Annotated in this window: 12 protein-coding genes; 3 read left to right on the top strand and 9 right to left on the bottom strand. The window is 63.4% G+C overall.

Translation table 11 applies throughout. The annotated features are described in order from the left end of the window. Positions 1-8 precede the first annotated feature (8 nt). Positions 9-977 (bottom strand): LpxL/LpxP family Kdo(2)-lipid IV(A) lauroyl/palmitoleoyl acyltransferase, encoded by a 969-nt coding sequence (gene lpxL / locus IE111_RS19630; RefSeq protein ID WP_189611993.1) that lies wholly within the window; start codon positions 975-977, stop codon positions 9-11. Between the two features lie 110 nt (positions 978-1,087). Between lpxL and IE111_RS19625 the strand changes: the two genes are divergently transcribed. Both IE111_RS19625 and IE111_RS19620 read left to right on the top strand, forming a co-directional pair. Then, a complete protein-coding gene (locus IE111_RS19625) occupies positions 1,088-1,234 on the top strand; it encodes a hypothetical protein (protein ID WP_189611990.1) in 147 nt (48 codons plus the stop codon). 255 nt (positions 1,235-1,489) lie between these two features. Further along, the gene (locus tag IE111_RS19620) at positions 1,490-4,321 is read left to right on the top strand and encodes a bifunctional diguanylate cyclase/phosphodiesterase (RefSeq protein ID WP_189611988.1); all 2,832 of its coding nucleotides are present in this window, start codon (positions 1,490-1,492) and stop codon (positions 4,319-4,321) included. A 16-nt stretch (positions 4,322-4,337) separates the two neighbouring features. On the opposite strand, the gene ridA is transcribed toward IE111_RS19620, so the two are convergent. After that, complete coding sequence (ridA, locus tag IE111_RS19615; RefSeq protein WP_189611986.1) at positions 4,338-4,721, bottom strand: deaminase RidA; 384 nt, start codon at positions 4,719-4,721, stop codon at positions 4,338-4,340. A gap of 648 nt (positions 4,722-5,369) precedes the next feature. Here ridA and speA point away from each other — a divergent pair. Next, positions 5,370-7,283, top strand: a complete 1,914-nt coding sequence (gene speA, locus IE111_RS19610) for a biosynthetic arginine decarboxylase (protein ID WP_189611985.1) — start codon at positions 5,370-5,372, stop codon at positions 7,281-7,283. Positions 7,284-7,453: 170 nt separating this feature from the next. Here the strand turns inward: speA and IE111_RS19605 are convergent, their stop codons facing one another. From IE111_RS19605 to IE111_RS19575, 7 genes are all read right to left on the bottom strand, one after another. Further along, complete coding sequence (locus IE111_RS19605) at positions 7,454-8,077, bottom strand: YqiA/YcfP family alpha/beta fold hydrolase (protein ID WP_189611984.1); 624 nt, start codon at positions 8,075-8,077, stop codon at positions 7,454-7,456. 46 nt (positions 8,078-8,123) lie between these two features. Next, entirely contained in the window at positions 8,124-8,729 is a 606-nt protein-coding gene (locus tag IE111_RS19600) for an HAD family hydrolase (protein WP_189611983.1), read from the bottom strand. Positions 8,730-8,824: 95 nt separating this feature from the next. Continuing rightward, positions 8,825-10,057, bottom strand: a complete 1,233-nt coding sequence (locus IE111_RS19595; RefSeq protein ID WP_189611982.1) for a glycosyltransferase — start codon at positions 10,055-10,057, stop codon at positions 8,825-8,827. A 3-nt stretch (positions 10,058-10,060) separates the two neighbouring features. Next, a complete protein-coding gene (locus IE111_RS19590) occupies positions 10,061-10,882 on the bottom strand; it encodes an alpha/beta fold hydrolase (RefSeq protein WP_189611981.1) in 822 nt (273 codons plus the stop codon). Then, entirely contained in the window at positions 10,879-11,172 is a 294-nt protein-coding gene (locus IE111_RS19585) for a hypothetical protein (RefSeq protein WP_189611979.1), read from the bottom strand. Before IE111_RS19585 ends, IE111_RS19590 begins: the two co-directional genes overlap by 4 nt. Before the next feature lie 33 nt (positions 11,173-11,205). Continuing rightward, positions 11,206-15,633 (bottom strand): type I polyketide synthase, encoded by a 4,428-nt coding sequence (locus tag IE111_RS19580; RefSeq protein WP_189611977.1) that lies wholly within the window; start codon positions 15,631-15,633, stop codon positions 11,206-11,208. Between the two features lie 10 nt (positions 15,634-15,643). Next, positions 15,644-22,834, bottom strand: coding sequence for a type I polyketide synthase (locus IE111_RS19575; protein ID WP_189611975.1), 7,191 nt, complete (start codon positions 22,832-22,834; stop codon positions 15,644-15,646). Positions 22,835-23,851: the final 1,017 nt, after the last annotated feature.

Below are 23,851 nucleotides of genomic sequence, written 5' to 3'. Positions count from 1 at the left end.
TATGTCACTCAACGATAGACCGAAGGCTCGCCCTCGGGGCGGGTCTTGAAGCGTTTGTGCAGCCAGAGGTATTGCTCCGGTTGCTCCTTAACGCAGCCTTCGAGCCAGGCATTAAAACAGGCGGCATCGGCGACGTCATCCCCGCTGGGAATCGGCAGGGGTTCTCCGAAACGGGCAACGTAATCTTTATTGGACGCCTCGCGGTAGAAAAAAACCGGGATCACCCGGGCGCCCGCGACCTTGGCGAGCTTGCTGGTCATGGTGACCGTCGCGGTCTGAATGCCGAAAAAAGGCACGAAGGTACTGGCCTGACGACCGTAGTCCTGATCGGGCGCGTACCAGACAATGCGCCCGGCCTTCAGCGATCGGATCAGCCCCCGCATGTCCTTGCGGGCGATGGTGCCCCCGCACCATTTCTCGCGCGAGTGGGTCATGAAATAATTCAGCAGGGCATTGTCGTGCTTGCGGTAGATCAGGTCGTAATCGCGAATCAGCCCGAACAACGCACCGGCCAGATCGAGAATGGCGAAGTGACCACCGACCAGCAGTACACCCTGGCCGGCATCACGGGCCGCGTCCAGATGTTCCAGCCCTTCCCAGCGAACGTGGTTACGCAGGGGTTCCGTGGGCCGGACCCAGACCCGGGCGGTTTCGAGAAAGCCGAGGATGTTGGCGAAAAAGGTGTCTTTCAGCAGTCGTTGCCGTTCGGTCTCGGTCTGCTCCGGAAAGCACAATTCCAGGTTACGCTCGGCCACCTTGCGTCGGCCGCCGGCCACCCTCATGACTACCGGTGTCAGCCCCCGGGCCAGACCGATGCGCAGCCGGGTCGGCAAACGGCCGATCAGGTGCATGAAGCCGATGAATATCCACGCGCCCCAGTACCTGGGGGCCAGGAAGTCGCTATACTGGTATCGCTCGGTAACTTGGGAATCGCGCTGGCGGCGGCCACGGCGGCCGGGAGTCTTGGCTTGACGCATCAGGCTGCTGAATCGTTAAATGGCTGCCCAGTTTACCAGAAAAAGCGTTCAGAAAAGAAAGTACCAAAAAGCCTGTTTCTTATACTCATACATTAGGGAGAACCGCGTTTATGGCCAAAGCACCCCCGAAATACCTGACTCGGCGGCGCGGCGCTCACAAATTCCTCAGTTGGCTGGCCGCCTTGCAGATACGCTGGCAGGGCTACCGGGATGCCCGGAAAGCCCTGAAAGCCAGACGCCGCAAGCACCGCTCCTGACCCATACCGCCCCCTTCCGCGCAATCCGCGCCTGAACCCGCGTCGGTCGCCATCCGGTGACCGACGGCCGACCCCTTCAACGCATCACGGCCACGGAATACGCCATTCGAGGACGCCGCCTCTGGATTAATTAGAAACCGCTCATATAATGAACACCAAAGCGGCCCGGTACCACATATGGAGTATTCAAAACAGATCGCGGAGCCCGTCTCTCCGAGATCGACACGGCGCCTGAACCGGACGCGACGCCGGTCTATGGTATTTCTGGTTCTGGCCGGTTTGATCACGCTGTCACCGCTGTTCATCGACTGGCCCCTGCCGCCCCTCGGGCTCGAACGATACCTGCCGTTGCACATCATTATGGAAGTCATGGCGGTGGGCGTGGCCGTGATGATTGTCGGTGTGAACCTCAGCAGCGACGTAAGCGAGCGGTCTTCACGCTCGGTCGCACTGACCGGCGTCTTCAGCGCTACAGCCCTGATGGACCTGTTCCACCTGCTCTCCTACCAGGGCATGCCCGACTTCGTCACGCCGAACCATCCTGAAAAAGCCATAGTGTTCTGGCTGGTGGCGCGCTGGCTGGTCGCACTGGTCCTGCTGTATCTGGTATGGCCCAAGCGCGCGACCAAAGGCTCATCCATGCCCCTGAGACATGGGCATGCGATGGCGATCGGAATCGTCTTCGCACTTCTGACCACTCTGGTCATCCTGCTGGAACCCCTGTGGTTGCCCAGAACCTTTCTGCCGGACACCGGGCTGACCCCGTTCAAGATCTGGGCGGAGCGCGGCATTGTCCTGGTCAATATCATCGCGCTGATCGCCTTGTCCGCCAGCCACCCGAATCTGTCGGATTATCGGGTGGGATCGCTGGCCATGGCGATCGCCACCATGGGCTTCAGCGAGCTCTATTTCACGCTCTACACCAACGTCAGCGACGTCTACAACCTGGTGGGGCATCTGTTCAAAATCGTCTCCTATGCGTTCCTGTACCACGCCCTGGTGTTTCAGGCGTTCATTCGCCCGAAGGAGAAGATGCGACGCTCCGAATCCGAACTGAAGGCCACGCTCGGCGCCATTCCTGATCTGGTGGTGGATATGGACTGGAACGGGGTCTTTCACGCCGCGCATTTTTCCGACCGGGACATGCTCTTCGATCCGCGATTGACCTTTATCGGCAAACGCCTGGAGGATGTGCTCCCCCCGGAGGCCGTCAAGGCCGGGCACGATGCCATGCGCGAAGCCCTGAGCAATGAAGGCGTGTCCGGTGCGCACGAATACCCCCTGTTCCAGAACGGACAGAATCGCTGGTATGAAGCCCGGGCCTCGGTGAAGCACCCGATCGACCCCGTCCTGCCCCGGTTCATCTTCCTGATCCGGGACATCACCGAAGCGAAATGGACGCTGGCCGACCAGCAGTTGTCCGCCGTGGCCTTTCATACCCGCGAGGCGATCATGATCACCGACGTGAACCGTCGAATTGTCCGGGTGAACCAGGCGTTTACCGACATTACCGGCTATCGCGAAGAGGAAGTACTGGGCCACAAGCCTTCGGTCCTCAGTTCCGGCAAGCACGGTGCGGACTTTTATCAACGCATGTACGATCAACTGGACGCCAGCGGAGTTTGGACAGGGGAGATATGGAACCGCCGGAAAAACGGCGAGCTGTTCGTCGAGCAGGCGGTCATCAACACCGTCTGCGACGCTTCGGGCGCGGTGAACTACTGCATCGCCTCGTTCAGTGACATCACCGCCTACAAGGAAGCCCAGGAGCAGATCTTCCAACTGGCGTTTCACGACCCGCTGACCCACCTGGCCAATCGCCGTCTGATGACCGACCGCATCCAGGAGGCCCAGGCCGAATCGGAACGCAGTGGACACTATTGCGCCCTGTTGTTCATCGACCTGGACAACTTCAAGAAGATCAACGACTCCCTGGGGCATTCGCAGGGCGATAACCTGCTGGTCAAGCTGGCCGAACGCATGCGCCAGGTATGCCGCGCCTCCGACAGCCTGTCCCGACCGGGCGGGGACGAATTCATCGTACTGGTCAGGCAACTGTCCGAAGACCGGGGCGTGGCCGCCGAATCCGTCGAACACTTCGCACAGAAACTGCTCCGCTCGATCCGCGAACCCATCGACCTGAACAACCGAGCCTACAGCGTCAGCGCCAGCATCGGCATAGCCCTGTTCCGGGGCCAGAACGACAGCATCGACACCCTGCTGGCGTCCGCCGATCTGGCCATGTACAAATCCAAGGAATTCGGGCGGGACCAGCTCTGTTTCTTCGACGCCCGGATGCAACAGAGCTTTCTCGAGAAGAGTCGCCGAGAGCGGGAACTGAAGCAGGCGCTGGTCGACGACCAATTCGAACTGCACCTCCAATCGAAACACACCGCCGATGGTGGTCTGTTCGGCTTTGAGGCCCTGTTGCGCTGGCAACACCCGACCGAAGGCCGCTTATCCCCCGACCGTTTCATGGAACTGGCGGAATCGTCCGGTCTGATCGTGGAGATCGGTGACTGGGTGTTGCGCCAGGCTTGTCGATACAGCCTGACGCTCGGTGAAGCAGAGCAGGGTGACCGCTCGGCGCTGTCGATCAACATCAGCGAACGTCAGATGGCGCAGGAGAACTTCGTCGAACGGGTACTGACGATCATCGAAGAGACCGGGGCCGACCCCGGTCGGCTGATTTTCGAGATTACCGAGACGCTGCTGCATCACGACCTCGAACGCACCCGCCAGCAGATGCTCGCCTTGAATCAGGCCGGCATCCGCTTCGCCCTAGACGATTTCGGGACCGGCTATTCCTCACTGGCTTACCTGCAAAGTCTGCCGCTGCGGATTCTCAAGATCGACCGGTCCTTCGTCTCGGCCATGATGACCCATCCGGCCAGTCTGTCCATCGTCAAGGCAATCGTCTCCATGGCCAAAGCCATGAACCTCACCCTGATCGCCGAGGGCGTGGAGACACAGGCCCAGATCGACATCCTGCGCGATCTGGGTTGCCACTACTTTCAGGGCTTTTATTTCAGCCGACCCAAGCCCTGGCCGGACATCATCGCCAGCCTGGCTCCGGTGACCGAATAAACCCGAGACGGCACAATCAGGCCAGACCGACGATGCCGTCCATCTCCACCTGGGCGCCTTTCGGCAGCTCGGCCACGCCAATGGCGGCCCGCGCCGGATAGGGCTGCTTGAAATACTCGGTCATGATGTCGTTGACGGTGCCGAAGTGGGACAGGTCGGTCAGGAAGATGTTCAACTTGACGATGTCCTGCAAGGTGCCACCGGCGGCTTCGCACACGGCGGTCAGGTTCTTGAACACCTGGTGAACCTGGGCACTGATGTCGCCTTCCACGAGCGTCATGCTCTCGGGGTCGAGCGGGATCTGCCCGGACAGGTAGACGGTATCGCCCATTTTGATGGCTTGGGAATAGGGGCCGATGGCGGCGGGCGCCTGGTCGGTGCTGATCACACTTTTATTCATATTGTTTCGATCTCTTTTGGTCACTGAGCGGGGTTTCACGTCGCCACTGTAGCAAAGACGCTCCACCCTCGCGGGATAGCCGTCCATTATCAATCAATTGCGGTCTGGTAACAAAGATCTACAATCACCCCAAACTTGTCCATTCCAGACAAGGGACATTGCCAAAAACCCGTATCCGATGCCGGGCGCGCTCTTCCGGGGACCGCCGTGAATACATCCATGTAGGCTTAACTTAGGCCCGGGCTGGCGCACCAGTCCATGGCTCAGATGTCCCCTCCAGAGCCCCCCGACACCGGATACTAGCCTTGGTTGCCACAACGCCCGACGAGCATTTTGCCTCAAGCGCTAAACCTGCCTTGAGTAGAGACAATGCTAGATCTGGCTAGCCAAGGCCTTGCGAGTTCTGATTAAGGGACTTGGAAAGTAAAGTGACCACAGATCTGAGTGACCGATGCCGGGGGTGCTCTGGAAGGGGCATCTGAGACATGGATGTCGAAGCTAAGCGCCCATGGACGGGTTCACAGCGGCCCCTGGAAGAGCGCGCCCGGTGTCGGTCACGGACCCTGGGCACCTGCGGGTTCCAGGCACCGAATACTGCTCAGCCACAGTCATAAACCGACAACCGCTCTGGTGAGGAGCCAAATACTGATGAATTGGTCCGTTCAGGATGCTATGGAATTGTATAACGTCGGACGTTGGTCCGAAGGGTACTTCGAGATCAGCGACGACGGTCGGGTGACCGTCCGTCATCCGGCGCAGTCGATTCCGTTGACCCGCATCGTCGACGCCGCCCGGGCTCAGGGCTTACAACTGCCCCTGCTCGTGCGTTTCCCGCATATCCTGCACGACCGGGTCGCACACATCGTGCATGCCTTTCAGGCCGCCATCGACAACGAACGGTACCAGGGCGCCTACCAGCCGCTGTACCCGATCAAGGTCAACCAGCAACGCCGCGTGGTCGAAGAGATCATCGAGGGGCAGCAGCGGGTGTGCGACGGACGCATCGGACTGGAAGCCGGCAGCAAGCCGGAATTGCTGGCCGTGATGGCCGAGGCGCACAAGGGCGAAACCACCATCGTCTGCAACGGCTACAAGGACAAGGAATTCATCCGTCTGGCGCTGCAGGCCGAGCGACTCGGGCACCGGGTGTTTCTGGTGGTCGAGAAAGCCAGCGAGGTGGACTGGATCGTGCAATTGTCGCAGGAGATGGGCGTGGCACCGCGCATCGGGGTGCGGGCGCGTTTGTCGTCGATCGGTAAGGGCAACTGGCAGAACACCGGCGGCGAGAAATCGAAGTTCGGGTTGACCGCGGCCGAGGTGTTGCGCGTCGCCGAGAAACTGCGCGAGGCCGATATGCTGGAGGCGTTTCAGTTGCTGCATTTCCATCTGGGCTCGCAGATCGCCAACATCCGCGACATCCAGGTCGGGTTGCGTGAGTGCGCGCGCTTCTACGTCGAACTGCGTGAACTGGGCGCACCTGTGACGTCGGTGGACGTCGGCGGTGGTCTGGGGGTCGACTACGAAGGCACCCGCTCACGGTCGGCCTGTTCGATGAACTACAGCACCCAGGAATACGCCAACAACGTTGTCTATGCCTTTCGCCAAGCGGCCGAGACGTCGGGGCAGCCGCATCCGGCGATCTTCAGCGAATCCGGACGGGCGGTGACGGCGCACCACGCCGTTTTGATCACCGATGTGATCGAAGAAGAGCGGGCCGAGCCCGGCGAGGTTCACAAGCCGGACGATGACGATGTACCGGCGTTGCACGAGCTGTGGTCCTGTTATCAGGATCTGGACAACAAACGTCGCTCACTGGCCGAGCTGTATCACGACGCGGGTTACTTTTTGAGCGAGTGCCACCAGGCCTACAACCTCGGGCAACTGACGCTTACCGGCCGCGCCCAGGCCGAGGAACTGGCGCGGGCGCTGAACGTGGGCATTCGCCAGCGGTTGAATCCGTCCAAGAGCAGCCACCGTGCGATGATCGACGATCTGAATGAGAAACTGGCGACCAAGCTGTTCGTCAACTTCAGTCTGTTCCAGTCGGTGCCCGATATCTGGGGCATCGATCAGATCTTCCCGATCCTGCCGATCACCGGCCTCGACCGGGAACCCACCGAGCGCGGCGTGATTCAGGACATCACCTGTGATTCGGACGGCCGTATCGACGGCTATGTCGATGGCGAGGGCATCGAGACGACGCTGCCGTTGCCGCATTGGCAGCCGAACGAGAAACCCTGGCTCGGCTTTTTCATGGTCGGCGCCTACCAGGAAATCCTCGGTGACCTGCACAACCTGTTCGGCGACACCGACAGCGCGGACGTCTATTTCGACGACAACGGTGAGTTGAGTCTGAGTAACGTAAAACGCGGCGACGCCATCCACAACGTGCTCAAATACGTCGACTTCGACGCCACCTTGTTAAAAGCGGCCTTCCGCAAGCAACTGGAGGCATCCACCATCGACGCGGACACCCAGGCCGAAATGATGCGGCAATTCGAAACGGGGCTGGATCAGATCACCTACCTCGAAGCCCGCCAGGCCACCGCCCCCTTGGATTGACCGTGGGTATTCGTTGTCCGTTTTGCAGCGCCCCGTTTGCGGGCGCCTACCCGGACAAGGAGGTTGGGGTCCACACGGTGCAGTGTGAGTCCTGCCGGCGAGCGTTTATTATCTGGGTGAAGAAGCGTTGGTGGGGGTATTCGAAGGAAGTCCGGGTACGCTAGCGCAGGTCATATCCGCACAATGTGCTCCCAGGATTCGTCCCAATGCTCGAAACGGTGACTGCCGCCCGGGTATTCGTGTACATCGCACCAGGGGTTACAGAATTCGGCCGTTGCCTGGGCGACCAACACTTCATCGTCCAGGTCGACGTGGACTTCGATCTCCTTGCCCCATCGAGCTACGATCTCCGGCACACGACCGAGCCATTCATCAAGCCGTTTGCGGGCCGACACTTCGACCAAATGAGTTGTACCCGTGACGTAGTTGGTGACCTCCTGCCCCAAACTGTCTTCCAGCAAAGTTTCATCCGGCACCAGGACGGGGTTGATCAAGACCGCCCTGGCTTCGGGTCGATTCAGTTCTTCCAGGGCCAGCAAAGACAATAAGCCACCCATGGAACACCCCATCAGGACAGGGCGGTCTCCGACGGAACGGGCTTTTTCAACCAGCTCCGCCAGCGCCTTATCCATTTGATCGGCGTTGTAATAATCGGCGTTGTGAGGGACAAACTGCCATCCGGCGCGCTTGGCGCTGTCCCGATAAAAGCGTGCCTTGTCGCTGGGCAGGTCGCCGTCCACCTCGACAGCCGAATTGAAACCGTTGCTGTACAGCAAAGCCGTCGGTACCGACACATCGCCTCCTGTTTTCCAGGTTTCAAATGAAGCGCAGCCGCTATGATCAGCCCCGATCAAGGATCTCGACTATGGCCGGCCACGCGGTCGCTCGATCTTCGAAATGGATGGACTGAAAATTCAGATCCCGGGCCGCCGCCACGTTCGTTCGCGAATCGTCCACGAACAGCGAACGGTCCGCCCGGACACCAACCCGAGCCAACGCATGTTCGAAGAAGCCGGCGTCGGGCTTGGCCACGCCGATCTCGGATGAATTAACGACACTGTCAAAGTAGCCACCCAATCCGCATCGTTCCAGATCCGCGCCGAGCGACGAGGTGGCGTTGGTCACCAGAACAATGGGCCGGTCCGGGCGTTTTGCCCGAATGTCCGACAGCAGCGCGTGATCGAGATCCCAGGTCGCGGCCTGCCAGGCCGATACCAGTCGGCTCGCGGCGTCTTCGCCCCAGTCGGCGGCTAGGGCTTGGCGTACCTTGCTCTGCCAGCATTCATGGGTGACCCGTCCGGTAATCGCCGGAATCAGCCGTTGCCGATCGAAGGCGCATTGGAACAGACAGCCGGCAGGGCAGCCCAGTTCGGCTTCGGCCTCGCGGACCGCCTCGGTGCGCCAATGGCGGATCACACCGTCGAAATCCAGAAAAATGGCATCCATGGTTGGGGGGGCGACTCCTTATTGCGTTCATCTTGATGGGGCAAGACTCCGCATTGTCCACACCGGGCGGGGCATGGGAAGAGCCCGGCGGTCAATCAGGACCGAGCCACGGGATCAAACCCGGCCAGGAAGCGCTCCACGGCATCGGCGCCGTCCCGCGCGCCGCTGGAGGCTCGAAACGCCGTTTTCATCGCGCTCTGCGCCTGTCGGGCGGTGGCGTCGGTCAACAGGTTATCGGACAGACGCCGGAACTGCTCGGGTTTGTGCCGCACCCGGGAGACGCGCGCGCCGACGCCCAGTTGTTCGAGCCGATACGCCATGCGCGCCTGATCGAACAGAAAGGGCGAGGCGATGAGTGGGATGCCATGATGCAGGCATTCGGCCAGGGTGTTGTACCCGCCGTGACTGAATACCAGCGAAAAATGCGGCATCAAATAACACTGATTGATGAACGAGCGGGACAGCACCCGGGCCCGGACCGTGAGGCCCGCCATAGCTTGCCGGACCAGCTCATCCGGGGCGACGAACAGCAGCAAGGCATCGGGGTCGTTGTGGGCGATCAGGATGTTGCGGAACAGCTTAATCGCCGTCTCATGGGTGCCGGACGCGCCGGTCAGGCAGGACCCGAGCGATACCAGCAACCGCCGGCCATCGAAGGCGGCCAATTGGTCGGCCAGCGCCTCATCCTCCACATCGGGCGTACGGGGCAAAAAAGCCGGACCGACCAGAGACAGCGGCACCCCATACCGATCGGCGGCGTCCGGGTCGCAAAACCCGGCCGGGGCGAAACACAGGTTCAAGTCGGGGGAGAATCCGGTCTCGTTCATCGCGCAGCCGAGTGTCCGGCCGACGCGTTCGCACATCGCCCGGTAAGCCTCCGCGAACGCCTGTTCAACGCTGGAGTTCAACGCCGATTGGGCACCGTCGGCCCCGGCAAACAGGAACGGCGAGGTGATGGACGTGACCAGGGGACACCCCAGTTCCCGGGCGATGGCGTGCGCGACCGGAATCTGCTGGTCGAACACGATCAAGTCCGGTCGCCCGTCCCGGCTCGCTTGCAGCAGCGGCTCGAAGGCAGAGACGGCATAGTCCTCCAGGTGTACGAGCGATTCGGTCAGGGCGTTGTCACCGGCCGATGACTGCCAGGCACCTTCAAGCTCGGGGGCGGGCACCTTGACCCGTGACACCCCGCCGGGCAACGCGAAGGCGTGGCTGAAACTGTCCAGGAACACGACGGTATGCCCCCGGCGCGCCAGTTCCCCGGACAGCGCGGCCAGAGGCGTGGCGTGGCCGAACAACGGCGGGGCGGCGCAGACGATACGGGCCATGACTTACCTCCGGTCGGTGACGATGGGGGGATGGGCGGCGAGACGCGCCATAAACACCTCCAGCAACCGCCGCACCTCGGCGGGATGGGTCATCACCAGGTCGTGACCGGCCTCCACCATCGCCAGGCCGCAGTCCGGTATCAACCGCTGCTGGTGTTCGGCATAGGCCCGGTTGCCGTCGCCGGTGGAGTAAATCAGCTGGGTCGGGCATTGAATGGCGCGAAAGTCGTCGTCGCCGAACGGTTCATCGGCCAGCACCTCGGCGCGGAACCGGGTGTCGTGCAAGGCATCGAGCCGGGACTTGAAGCGCCGCACCTGGCGTCGCTGCGACTCGATGTCACCGCGCAAGCTGTCCTTGATCGAGTCCAGAAACCCGCCTTCGGGTTCGAAGTCGCCGCCCAGTACCTGACTGAGTCCGTCGAGCATGTCGTCGATGGCGCGCTCATCCACCGGCAGCGGCGGCGAATCCAGCACCACCAGCCCCCGGGCGTGTTCGGGATAGGTCCGCGCCCATTGGGTGGCAATGTGGCCGCCGTAGCTGTAACCCACCACCGTCGCCGGGCCGCCGACCCAGTGACGCCGCACCCGCTCCAGGTCCTCGGCCTGGTCGGCCAGAGCGTAGCCTTGTGACGTGGCCTCCGACAGGCCGTGCCCGCGCAGGTCGTAGGCGACGATCCGATAGCGCCGCATCAGCCAGAAGGCGTAATACAGACCCCAGAGTCCGGCGCTGCCAGCCATGCCGTGCACGAAAATCAGCGCCGGTTTGTCCGTCCCTTCACCGAAGGTGAGGACATTCAAATCGGACGTGTCGGTGGCCTCGGTCATGCGGAGGACACCCCTTGCGATTCGCGAACCACGAAATCGGCGATGTCGCCCAGGGTCAGCGCCATGATGCGCTGGATGTCCATGCTGGCGAACCATTCCTCGAAACGGACATGGGGGTAACGCTGGAACATGGCCTCGATGACCTTGGAGATCTCGATGCTGTCCAGCTCGATGCCGGTGGTCATGTTGGTGTCCGGGGTGATGTCCATTTCGTCGGCCCATTCGGGCCCCACCACGTCCAGGATGGCGCCTTGAATGTCATTGAGTACGCTGTCGTTGGTGATGTTCATAATCGATCCTGTGAATTCGGTGATAGATGCGCTTCAGCGCACCCAGGTGAGGACGGTGTCTTCGTCCAGTTGACGGCTGTGGAAGATGCGCCCGGCCACCTGACCGGTCCAGCCATCGCCCTCGGCGTAGACGGCGCGCACCGAGATGCGTTTCGGTGCCCCGGCCAGCCCGGTGCCCCGGTATTTGCCGAAGGCCTCCTTGGCGGTCCAGAACAGGGTTTGCCAGAAGGGGCGCTCCGACGCCGGTTTGGTGTCGAAAAAGGCCGTTTCGATGGCATCAAAGGTCATCCGCTCGAACTCGTCGCCGCGGGTCTCGATGGTTTCGAGATCGATACCCACCTTGGTGTCGCCCCCGACGATGGCGGCGGCCAGGCTGGGCTTGCGGCTGATGGAGACTTCGATGGGATGTTTCTCCAATGGGCTGACCACCCGAGGCGCCCCCTTGTCGTCGTGCTCGATGTGCAGTTCGCGCGGGAACAGGGTTTCCAGTGCCGGATAGCGCTGGAACAGCCAGTCCTTGACCGCATCCTTGGCGACGATGCTGCCCATCAGCAACGCATTGCGGCGATGAATGGTTTTGGCCGATTCCACCCGCTGCTGTTCCTCCAGGCCGAGGAAGTTGTTGGTCAGCCAGACGCGCGACCAGTTGGTCTGATAGTCGAAGCGGAAGACAAAGACGTCCGGTGCCGGTTGCTGGCAGAGGGTGCCGCGCCGTTCCGGCGAGCGGAAAACGTCCTGCAGGCTGTGCTTCATTTCAAAGCGGCGGCCGTTGAACTGGTGCGCACGCAACATCACCCGGCCCTGCCTCGCCAATTCGACGCTGTAGACGAACTCGTTGTCGCCGATGCGATCGACCGACATGCGGCAGTCGTAGGGTTCGCGGCTGGCCTGCAGTTCGGCGAAGGACGCGAACAGTTCCACCCGTTCGATCTTCAGCGGCAAGACGACATTGTTGTCCTTGTGGAAGGAGTAGAACCACAGGCCCGACATCTGGAAAGCGCCGTCAAGCAAGGCCCCCTTGCCACCGGCGGCGATGGTGCGCCCCAGCGCTCCCCGTTCGCCCAGCCGGGGCGCTTCGATCAGGCCCTGGTATTTCGGCCCGTGGAACAGCCAACGGTCGTGATACACCCGCTCGAACGGGATCGGGTTGGTGGCCGGCACCTCCCGGTCGATGGTCCAGTCCTCGGCCTGTACGCGGGGAGCGTCGGGCCAGGTGTCGGCGGTGTCGACCACACAGGAGAAATGATCGCCGACCACCACCGAATAGCGGTGCTCCCCCTTCCGGTAGACCCGGGCTTCGAGTCGCAGGGGCTCGGTGACGGTGACGAACCGGAACGACAGCACCTTGTCCACCGCGATGACCACCCGCTCCGGCACGGCGCGCTGGATCACGTCGCAGGCCAGCTCGATCATCATGGTCATCGGCACGACGGCCGACCGCTCGGCGATGCCCGCTCCGGGCGGCGCCTTGTAGATTTCGTGGTCGAACAGTTCCGGGTAGCGGTCGTGATCGATCGCCAGTGTTTCCCGATACAACACCTCCGGCTCGGGCGCCGGCGCGGCCACGGGTTCGGGCTTCGGCTCGGGCGCGCGGGCGTCGGGTGTTGGTGCGCTGCCAGCTTGGGCCGGGGTCGCGCTATAGGCGGACAACACGGCCTGCTGGGAGTGCTGGAACCGGGCCAGACTTCTGTGCAGAGCCTCGGCGTAGGCGCCGCTTTCCGCCGCCGGCGGTCGGGTGGTGGCCGCCACGCCGGGGGCCGGCAGCGGCGGCTCCGGCAACCGGGTTTTCTCCACCAGGGCGGGATCGAGCGATACGGTGACCCCGCGAGGCGGTGTGACCGTATCCGTACCCGGCGCCTCGGTGACGAACCCCACCGCCTCGAGTTCGACAGCGCGGCCTTCAACGAACAGGCCGGCGGCGATGCGCCGCAGCATCTGCTCGGGGCTTTTATCGCGGCCGGCCGCGTCGAGCGTCAGACCGGGCCGGCCCGCGAGCGTGTCGTTGACGAAGCCGGTCAGGCCGGCGTTGCCCATCTGTACGAAGGCACGAACGCCGTCCTGGTACATTGCCTCGATGACGTCGCGAAACCGGACCGGGCGCGCCATGGTCTCGTACAGGGTGTCCCGCACCGCCTCGGTCGTCTTCGGGAAAGGCGCCGCCAGACTGGAAGACCAGAGTTGCACCCGGGGGCTGTGCACGGTCACCTTGTCGACCACGGGGCGGATCAACGACAGGGACTCGCGGATAAAGGGCGAGTGGGAGGCGGCTTCAATGCCAAGATCGAACGCCAGCACGCCGTCGGCCTGCAGACGGGCTTCAGCCTGGTCCAGCGCGGACCGGCTGCCGCACAGCACGGTGTGGCGCGGGCAGTTGTCCACCGCGATGTGCAAGTCGTCGATGTCCGCGAGGCGATCATGTAGATCGTCGGCCCCACACCACACGGCGAGCAAGTGGTAGCCACGCCCCATGAAACGATCACTCAGGCCGGCGAATTCCCGCGTCAATGCGACCGGGGTGTCTTCATCGATCAGGCCACTGGCGACACAGGAAATCCATTCGCCCAGTGAATGCCCGACCATGGCATCGGCGCGTACTCCGAACGTCTCCAGCGCCCGGCACAGGGTGTAGCTGGAGAGCACCGAATCCACGCTTTGCCGAATCAGGTCGGTGTCGGCGTCGCGTTCCAGATGGCTCAGGTCCAGCCCGATCCGGTCCGCCAGGGCGCGGAATTCCGGATTGACCTGATCGCCGAGCCCCGGGAACAGGAAGGCCACCTGTCCGCCTTCCTGCAAGACACCGTGGGGCGAGAAAAAGATGTCCTGTCGGCCCTGACAGGCTTTACCCCGGACGACCAGCCGTCGCGCCTTGGCCACCCGCTCGGGCGTCGGGTCGATGACGACCAGGCGGCACGGACCGGAACCGGGATCACGGTCGCCCCGGTCGAGCGCGTCGAGCAAGGCGTCGACATCGGGCCGGGCCAGTGCGAGCAGCGTTTCCCGGCTGGCGGGGCTCGGCCGCCAGCCGCCGACCGCAGTACCACCAACCGTAGCACCACGAGTCCGGGCCTGCGGCGCTTCGCTGAGCACCGCGTGGCCGTTGATGCCGCCAAAACCGAAGGCGCTGACACCGGCGAGACGCGGCCCGTTCCCGGACCAGGGGCGGGCCTGGCCGGGCACATGAAACCGGGCCTCGGCCAGGTCCTCACGCACCCGCTCGCAGTGCAGTGACGGCGGCACAACGCCGTCGCGCAGGGCGCAGGCGGTTTTGATCACACCGGCGATGCCGGCAGCGCCCAGGGTATGGCCGATCATGGACTTGACCGACCCCATCGGCGTGTCACGCCCTTTGAGATGCTCGCCGTAAAAGGAACGGATCGACTGACTCTCGACCTCGTCGCCGCGCGGCATCCCGGTGCCATGGCACTCCAGGTAATCGAGCCGGGCCGGGTCGAGATCGGTCTTGCGCCAGGCGTTTTCGATGGCCTTGACCTGACCGTAGGAATACGGCGCCAACAGGCTCTCGGCGCGGCCGTCGCTGCAGCTGCCAACTCCTTCGATGACGGCGTGAATGCGGTTGCCGTCGGCCAGGGCGGTCTCCAGCGGCTTGAGCAGCACCAGACCGGCCCCCTCACCCAGCAACAGACCGTCCGCGCCCTGGTCGAAGGGCGTGATCGTCTCGCGCTGCGACAGCGCCCCCATGCTGGAAAACAGCGACCAGAAGGTGTGCGAGATCGGCAGGTGGATGCCACCGGCCAGCATCATGTCGCAACTGCCCTGCTCCAACTGCTGGATGGCGCTTTCCAGGGCGATCAACGAGGACGCGCAGGCCGCGTCCAGAATGTAGTTGGGGCCGCGCAGGTTCAGCCGGTTGGCGATGCGCGCGGCGGTGAAGCCGGGCACCAGATTGCGCGCCTGGGAATGCTCAAACCCGGCGCCGCGTTCGGCCAGGAACTGTTCGGAGAAACGGTTCAGTTCCGACTCCTTCAGCGATGGGCAATGCGTGCGCAGCATGGTCTCGATCTGCGGCAGCATCTTGAGCCGGTCGATGAAACGCAGCACGACCGGGCCGAACGACAGGGTCCGGCCGATGATCACGCCGGTGTCCAACGGCGCCCGGCCCCGGCTGTGATGATCGACACCGGCCTCGGCCAGCGCCTCCCGGGCCAGATCGAGCATGACAAATTGCTCGGCGTCGGCCTCCTCCACCTCGCGCGGCACAATGCCGTACTCCATGGGGTTGAAGGTCAGACCGGACACCACACCGCCCCGGCGGCAGTAGGTCCGGTCCATGGCCGGACCGTGCGCCGGGTCGTAGAAGGCGTCGGGCTGCCCCCAGCGCTCCCGCATCGGGTAGTCCGACACCGCGTCGACGCCCGAACGGATGTTGCGCCAGAAGGTCTCGGTGTCGGAGGCACCGGGAAAACGGCAAGCCATACCGATGATGGCGACTTTGAAGGTCATGGCGGTCTCCTTACTCGGTCCAGTGCAGGGCGTCATCAGCGGCGCACATCGCGATCAGGCGACCCGCGCCCTTGCCCCGGCTCAATTCGTCGATCAGGAAGTCCACGCCTTCCTCCCGCCGGATGGCGCCTACGCCCATGCCCTCCAGATGTTTCTGCAAGGTGGCGTCGATCATGCCGGCGCCTTCCCAGGGCCCCCAGTTCACGGACAGGTAATGGCCGTCGCGTTCGGCGTTGAGCTGCAGGGCGCGCATGTCGAGGTAGTTGTTGGCCGCCGAATAGTCGGTCTGGCCCCGGTTCCCCAGTGTCGCCGACAGGCTGGAGAAGAAGACGCAGAATCGCGGTTCGCCCCAGCGCTCCAGCGACGCGAGGACGTTGTCGACCCCGGCCACCTTGGTGTTGTAGACCCGCTCGATGGAGTCCGCCTGCTTGTCCTTGAGGAAGCGGTCGTCGAGGATGCCCGCCCCCAGCAGCACCCCGTCGATGCCGCCACAGCGCTCGACCGTCTCCTGCAAGGCGGCGTCGACCTGGGCCGCGTCGGTGATGTCGGCCGACAGATACAGCACCTCACTGCCACCGGCTTCCAGCGCCTGCAGGTTCGCACGCATCTGTTTGTCCGCCAGCAGCGCCTGAACGCGCCGCTCGATGTCCCGGGGTTTGGCCCCCGGTTCATCAGCCAGCAGCGCCTTGCGCAGTTCGGCCGCTGTGGTCAGTTCGGGCCAGGGGTCGTTTTGCTCCGGCCGCGGCGAACGGCCGATGATGACCAGACGACAGCCAAAGCGTTCGGCGAAGGCGGCGGCGAACCAGCTGGTGATGCCTTTCGCACCGCCGACGAAAACCACGGTGGAGTCCCGGTCCAGCTCGAGCACATTGGGCACCGGCTGAATCTCGCCGCGTGGCAGGGCCTTGCGGACATAGCGCCGGCCCTGGTGGTAAGCGACCGGTTGCGCGAGGGTTTCAGCCTGGCTGAACACCTCTTCGCGGATGCGCTCGGCCAGTTCGTCCTCGCTTAGAGTTTTCGCATCGTGATTGATCAACGAGCGGATCATGCGGGCGCGCGGCCATTCCCAGTGCAGGCTGACCAGAAAACCGCTCAAGCCACTGCCGCTGCACGGTCCCTGATAGTGACCGCTCTCGGTCAGCAAGGCCTCGTTGTCTTTCTGGATCACCATGACGGTGTCCATCTTGTGGGGGTCACAGGCCCGCAACAGGCGGAACAGCGTGGCGAGGTTGTCGTAGTGCCCATCGTCGTGACTGAAGTAGAGCAAACCCCGGGTATCGAGTGTATCCGCCTCGTCGAGGCTGTCCGGGTCGAGGGTGCTGATCGACACGCCTTTTGGCCGAAACACCCGATCCAACGCCTTCAACTCGACCCGGTTGGCGCCGACGACATGGAAGGTCTTGCCGTCCAGGTCCGCCTCGGCGTCCGGGGCAAGATCCCGGGCGTGATAGAGAACGTTCAGCACCTTGAACGGTGCCGCGCGGTGGTCGGTATCGTCCGCAACGGCGCTATCACCCGTCTCTTGGGCCTCCGGCGCCTGCTCCTGCTCCGGCGTCGCCTCCGCGTTCGCGGCTTTCGCCAGCCATTCGCTGATGCCGCGCAGCGTTTTGATGCGTGACACCTCTTCGAGAAAGGCCGAGGCTTCCTCGCCGAGTTCCTGGGTCGAGCGGCCGGTATTCAGACCGATCTGGTCGCCGATGTCGGACAGCAGTTCCACTCGCTTGATCGAGTCGATGCCGAGGTCGGCTTCGAGGTCGAGTTCCGGGTCCAGCATCTCGGCCGGGTAACCGGTGCGCTCGCAGATCAGGGTAACCAGACGGGTTTCGATGTCCGCCCGCGTCAACGCCTTTTGGGCGGGCTCGGAGCTGGCGGCCGGGCTCGGCTCGGCGGCCAGGTCGACGGTGGCGGCCGCCTTGCGACTGAACTCGGCCAGCCAGTCGCTGACGCCGCGCAAGGTCTTGATGCGCGACACTTCCTCCAGGAAGCGGGTCGCCTCCTCGCCCAGTTCACCGGTCGAATGGGCGGTGTTCAGCCCCAGGCTCTCGCCGATCTCGGACAACAGCTCCACCCGCTTGATCGAATCGATCCCGAGATCGGCCTCCAGATCGAGTTCCGGGTCCAGCATCTCGTCCGGGTAACCGGTGCGGTCACAGATCAAGGCTCGAAGCCGGGCTTCGATGGTGTCCCGGTCCACAGCCTGGACCGGGGCGGTGGCGGGGGTTACGGTGTCGGCCGGCTCGGCGGCACCGGATTCGATCGCCGGTGCGGGCGCCGCCATCGAGGGTTCGGCCAGCGCCGGGGCGGTGGGCGCGGTGCCCAGGTAGCCGAGCATCACGTCGCGTTGCGAGTCGATGAAGCGGTCCAGGCTGTCGAAATAGGCCTTGATGGCCGTGTCCCGATCGCCACCCGGTACGGGCGCGGGCACCGTCCGGTTGCGCAGGTCGATGGCGGTCTGACGATCCGGATCAAAGGCGTGGGCGGGCAGACGACCGTTCAGCGGCCAGGCCCGCTGGCCGTTGACCAACCAGGTGGTCTGCGCCAGCGGTTGGGGATCGGCGATGTCCAGCCGCCGCAGGCGTCGATGGGCATACAGGGCGGCCGTATCGAGCTCGACACCGCTGACTGCCAGGCGCGCCAGCGTGGACATCAGGGCTTTCAGTGGCGGGGCGTCCTTGAGCAGGGTCGGCAGGCATTGCACGTCCGGCCGGTCGGCCAGGATCGATTGCGTCAAACCGCCCAGCACCGATCCGGCGCCCACCTCGACAAATGTGCGCACGCCAGCCTGTTCGTAGAGACCGCGCACGGTGTCGACAAAGCGCACCGACGAACGAATCTGCTGGCCCAGGCGCTCGGCCAGCGCCCGGCCGTCGATGTCCGCGGGATAGGGTTCGGCGGTTTCATTGGACCAGACCGCCAACCCCGGCGCGCCGAGGTCGGTACTCAGTTGCAGGGCCTGGGTAAAGGCATCGGCCGCACCACCGAGGGCGCGACTGTGGAAGGCGCAGGCCACCGGCAATCGGCGCGCGCCGACGCTGTGATGCTCACAGAGCGTCTTGAAGGCGTCGATGTCCGCTGTGGGGCCGGACACCACCGTCTGAGTGGGCGCATTGAGGTTGGCGAGATCCAGGGTGTCGGGCAGGTGCGCACGCACCCAGTCCTCGTCCGCTTCGACCGCCAGCATGGCGCCGTTATCACCGTCCCCCAGGCTGTGCCGAATGCAATCCGCCCGCTGGCGACTGATGCGCGTCAGGTCGGCCGGGTCGATGCTGCCGGCGTGGCTCAGCGCACTCAGTTCGCCATAGCTGTGCCCGGCCAACTGGGAGGCCTTCACCCCCAGATCGGCCAGCACGCGGGCCACCGCCAGGCTGACCAGTCCCAGGGCGGGCTGGGCCGTACGGGTGTCGGTCAGGGCATCGTTCTGGGCGGCTTTCTCCGCTTCGTCGAACGCCGCTTTCGGGAACAGGGCGGCGCGCAGCCCGGGCTCGTCGGCCAGCAGCGCGCGAAGGTGCGGGAAATAGGTGAACAGGTCCGCGCCCATGTTCAGGAACTGACTGCCCTGCCCCGGGAACAGGAAGGCCACCTCGCCGGCCGGGGCATCGGACTTGGCCCGCCAGACACCGCGTGGGTCTTCCCGGCCGTTGGCCGCGGTGTCGAGTTTGGCGGCCAGGTCGGCCAGGGTGTGCGCGACCAGTGCGATCCGGACCGGACCGGCGCCCTCGCCCGTCCGATGGTGGCTGTAAGCGACGTCCGCCAACCGGCATTGCCGTCCGACGGCCAGAAAGGCTTGCAACGCGGTCACACCCGCCAGTGCGTCGGCCTCGGTGTCGCCGCGGAACACAAAGAGTTCATAAGGCCAGACGGTGGGTGCCGTGGGCGTCTCGCCGTCCGCATCGCCCCGGTCGATGACGGTGTGGTAGTTAGTCCCGCCGAAACCGAAGGCGCTCACGCCGGCTTTGCGGTCGGCATCGAACCAGGGTTGGGTGTGTTTCAAAAAGTAGAAAGAGCTGCGGTCCTTATCGTAATAGGCGTTGGGCTTTTCGATGTTCAGCGTCGGCGGCAATAGCCCCTGGTCGACCGCGTACGCCGCCTTGATCAGGCTGGCCACGCCCGAGGTGCACTTGGTGTGGCCGATCTGAGTCTTCACCGAGCCCAGCGCACAGGCTGCGCGATCACTGCCGGCACTGGAAAACACGGTTTCCAGCGAGGCCATTTCGGTGCGATCGCCGACCACGGTGCCGGTGCCGTGGGCTTCCAGCAAACCGATCTGGGCCGGGGAGACACTGGCACGGCGATAGGCGCGGTTCAGGGCGCGTTGCTGACCCTGCTTGCGGGGGGCGGTCAGCCCTAAAGATTTACCGTCGCTGGCGCCGCCGATGCCGCGAATCACGGCGTACACCCGGTCGCCGTCGCAGAGGGCGTCTTCGTAGCGCTTCAACACCACGGCCGCCGCCCCCTCGCCCAGCGTGATGCCGTCCGCGGTTTCCGAGAAGGTGAAGCAGCGCCCACGCGATGACAAAGCGTGAGTGCTGGAGAACATCAGATAATCGTGAATGCCGTTGTGGAAATCGACCCCGCCGGCGATGGCCATGTCGCTCTCGCCGTAGCGCAGTTCCTTGATGGCCGCATCGATGGCCGCCAGGGAAGAAGCGCAGGCCGCGTCGATGGTGAAGTTCTGGCCGCCGAAGTCGAGACGGTTGCTGATGCGGCCGGTCACCACATTGCCGAGCACACCGGGGAAGCTGTCTTCGGTCAGGCTCGGAAAGGCGGCCTGGGCTTGTGCCAGGGTGTCGCCCTCCAGCAGCTGCGGCAGGACAATGCGCATGCCGTAGGCGCCGAACAGGTCGCCGCCGGGCTCGACTCCGAAAATGCAGGCGGTGCGTTCGCGGTTGAAATTCCGGTCCAGGTAGTCGGCGTCCTGCAGGGCGCGGTAGGCCACTTCCAGGCTCGCGATCTGGGCCGGGTCGATGGAGCCGAGCGTTTGCGGCGGAATACCGAACCGGCCGGGGTCGAACTGGAAGTCCGGGATAAAGCCGCCCCACTTGGAATTGGTCTTGTCCCCCTTGGCGCCCATGGCCGAGGGGTCGTAATAGGTGGCCTTGTCCCAGCGGCTGTCCGGCACCTCGGTGACGGCGTCCACGCCCTCGATGATGTTGGCCCAGTACTCCTCGGCGGTCAGGGCGCCCGGGAAAATCCCGGCCATGCCGACAATGGCGATGTCACAGCTGGACGTCGACCGGTCGCGGCCGAGGGCCAGGGCTTCCGGTCGCGCCCGCAGCCAGGTATCGGCCGCCATGATGTCCCGATGCAGGGCCTCGATGGTGGTGACCCGATCACGCAGGGTCGCCACATCGCCGATCATGTACATGCCTTCCTGGCGCTGGGTCTCGGCGTCCACGGTCTCCAACCGGTCGTCGATCCGCTTGCGCCCCTTGGAAGCGATGCGCAGGTGGCCCACATTGAGCCCTTCCAGCGTCATGAAGATCTCGTCGCGGTCCATTCCCAGGGCCAACAGGCGGGCCCGTTCAGTATTGAGGAAGTCCACATAGGGTGTGCGCAGACAGCGGGTGACATGACCGGGGCCGGTCTGAATCAGGGCGGTGTCGTCGCCGTCGAGCGCCTGGCGCTGGTATTCCTCCAGAATCGCCCCTTCGCGAACGGCCTCCTCGGTGAACAGATAGGCAGTGCCCATCAACAGGCCGATCTTCGCGCCCAGTGCCGCCAGCGGTGCGCACATGGCCGACAACAGGGCCGCGGAGCGCTGGTCGTGCAAGCCGCCGGAGAACACCAGCGACAGGTCGGCCAGTTGCTCGGATTCCAGTGCGAGGGATATCTGCCCTTCCCAGAGTGTCATCGACGACAACGGCCCGACGTGCCCGCCGCATTCACGCCCTTCGAAGATGAACCGGCGGGCACCGTCCTTGAGAAAACGGTCGAACAGGCGCATCGAGGGACAGTGCAGGAAGGCACCGATGCCGGCGTCTTCGAACGCCCGGGCCTGGTCCGGCCGGCCGCCGGCGATGATGACGTGTGACGGCCCCATGTCGCGTACCAGTGCTACTTGTTCCCGGTACCGTTCGGCCGGCAAAAAGCCGAGCAAGCCGACCGACCAGGGACGATCCGCCAGTCGATCCCGGGTCTGCTCGAGCATTGGCCGTGCCTGGTCCGGTTTCAGCACCGCGAGCGCGATCGACGGCAGTGCACCGCCGTCCGCCACGGCGCCGGCGAACCCGGGCACGTCGGAGACCCTGGTCATGGGGCCTTGCAAGATGGGAAAGTTCAAGCCGTATTCACGGGCAAACGGTGAGTCTTCGTGGAACACCGGTTCGCGGCGCGCTGTTCGCAGGTGTCCCTGGACCGATTGCTCGGTGGCGTACACCAGCGATTCCGGATCCTTGTACAGCGCCTGAAACAGAGGCGCCAACGCCATATCTTCCCCGGCCGGCACCGGCGGGTTGGGCCCTTTCATTTCGGTCAGCACTTGGAGGCGATCAGCATCGTCGTCCAGATCCGGCAGCAACTTGTGACGCAGGAAACGATAGCCGCCGGCCAGTGCCGTTTCCGACCCGTTGACACCGGCCAGTATGGCGCGCAGATCGTCGGCCGTGTCGGCCGCATCCAGCAACGCCAACTGACTGTCGTACACCACACCGCGTGCGCCGGCCAATACGGCCGCCGCCGCCCCGTGCGGCCCCATGCCGCCCTGAACCCAGAACGGAACCCGAATGCGGTCCATCAGGTGTTGCAACAGGATAAAGGTATTGTGCTCGCCGACCCGTCCGCCGCTTTCCGCGCCCTTGACGATCAGCGCATCGGCGCCGGCGGACTGGGCCCGGGCCACCTCTTCCACCGACACCACCTGAACCAGGTTGTAGACATCCGGAATCGGATCAAAGGCGTCCGGTGAGGCGTGCATGACCGCGACGATCCGCCCGTCCGGATCGGTCGGCATCGCCTTGGCGGCGGACACCCCGTCCGGCAGGCGCACACCGAACGGCTCGGACGTGGTTCGACGCACCTTGTGAATCGCGTCGCGCGCGCGATCCGGATCGTGACCGACATCCACAAAGGCCAGGGCACCGGCCCGCGCAAAGGCGCTGACCAGGCGATGATCGGGCCGTTCAAAAGGAGATACGGCCAGTGTGAGGTAGTCACTGGGATGGCGGAAAGCGTGTGTCACGCCGTGGGGAGCTGAATTATCCATAACATTCACCGTTTGTTTTTGACGCGCCCGAGATTCCGACCGGGTCGCTGAGACTCTCGACATTGCATTCATACTCCTGACTCGCAGCCACAAAGGTGCCGCTCCGGCCACGGAAAATGGCCAAGCTGAAACCCTGACATCAAAGGTGTCAGTCGAGTTCTGGAGCTCGTGATCGATTTCCGGATAACGGTTTAATCAGTTTAAAAAAACCTGTACTACCCATTACCGCTTCCGGAATTATTTTTTATTTATTGAATCGGAGCGCGGTTCTACCGTATCTATTCCCGATCAAGTCAGATCGGGAAACAGGCTCAGCGGGCCGCCAAGCAGCGGATGGACAGGTAAATCCACCATCGTCGAACGCATCGATCGCGTTTGCGTCTATGTGAGGGAATTGAATGAGGGGTGCTGCATTACGCAACAAAAGGGAAAACTTTGCTCCTTAATACCACCCACAATTCCTTTTGAGGTATCCATCTATCCGACGCCGTTATCAACCGAATACTGATTCGGTTTCCTTTCACCTCCGATTGAATCAATCAGGGTGCGCCGGTACTTCAGATATTATTGCCGATGCCCAAAACCGTATTCCGGTTATCCGCATCTTCATAAAAACGGCTGGGTCCGAATAGTCGACATCCCAACTCGTCCGACACCGCAAATCCTAAAACGTCCAAAAGCGATCAACATCCGTTTCAGTATCAATGGTCGGATTTACCGCCATCCACCTTCGGGATCAAACCGCACCGTTGGGATCGCCATCGGTTGTCGACGCTGTGTTCAATGTCGGCATCGATCCGCATGCCGACAGTCACTCGCAACGCCCCGCCAATCCATGTTGTTGATTGACGGTTCAATGAAAACCAATATAGCGAATTCAGGCTTGCATTTCTGGAAAGCTCGTCTACGGGGGTCGTTTTTCGACAAAAAAAGCCCGGAAAATGTCGTTTTTAGAACATTTTTTGTCTGATTGCGACAGATTGGACTCTAGTAGTAAGCCCTTTCATCAAGGTTCTA

This window comes from Saccharospirillum salsuginis (genome assembly GCF_014651855.1).
GTDB lineage: Bacteria > Pseudomonadota > Gammaproteobacteria > Pseudomonadales > Natronospirillaceae > Saccharospirillum > Saccharospirillum salsuginis.
This window is presented reverse-complemented; position numbering and strand designations above follow the sequence as displayed.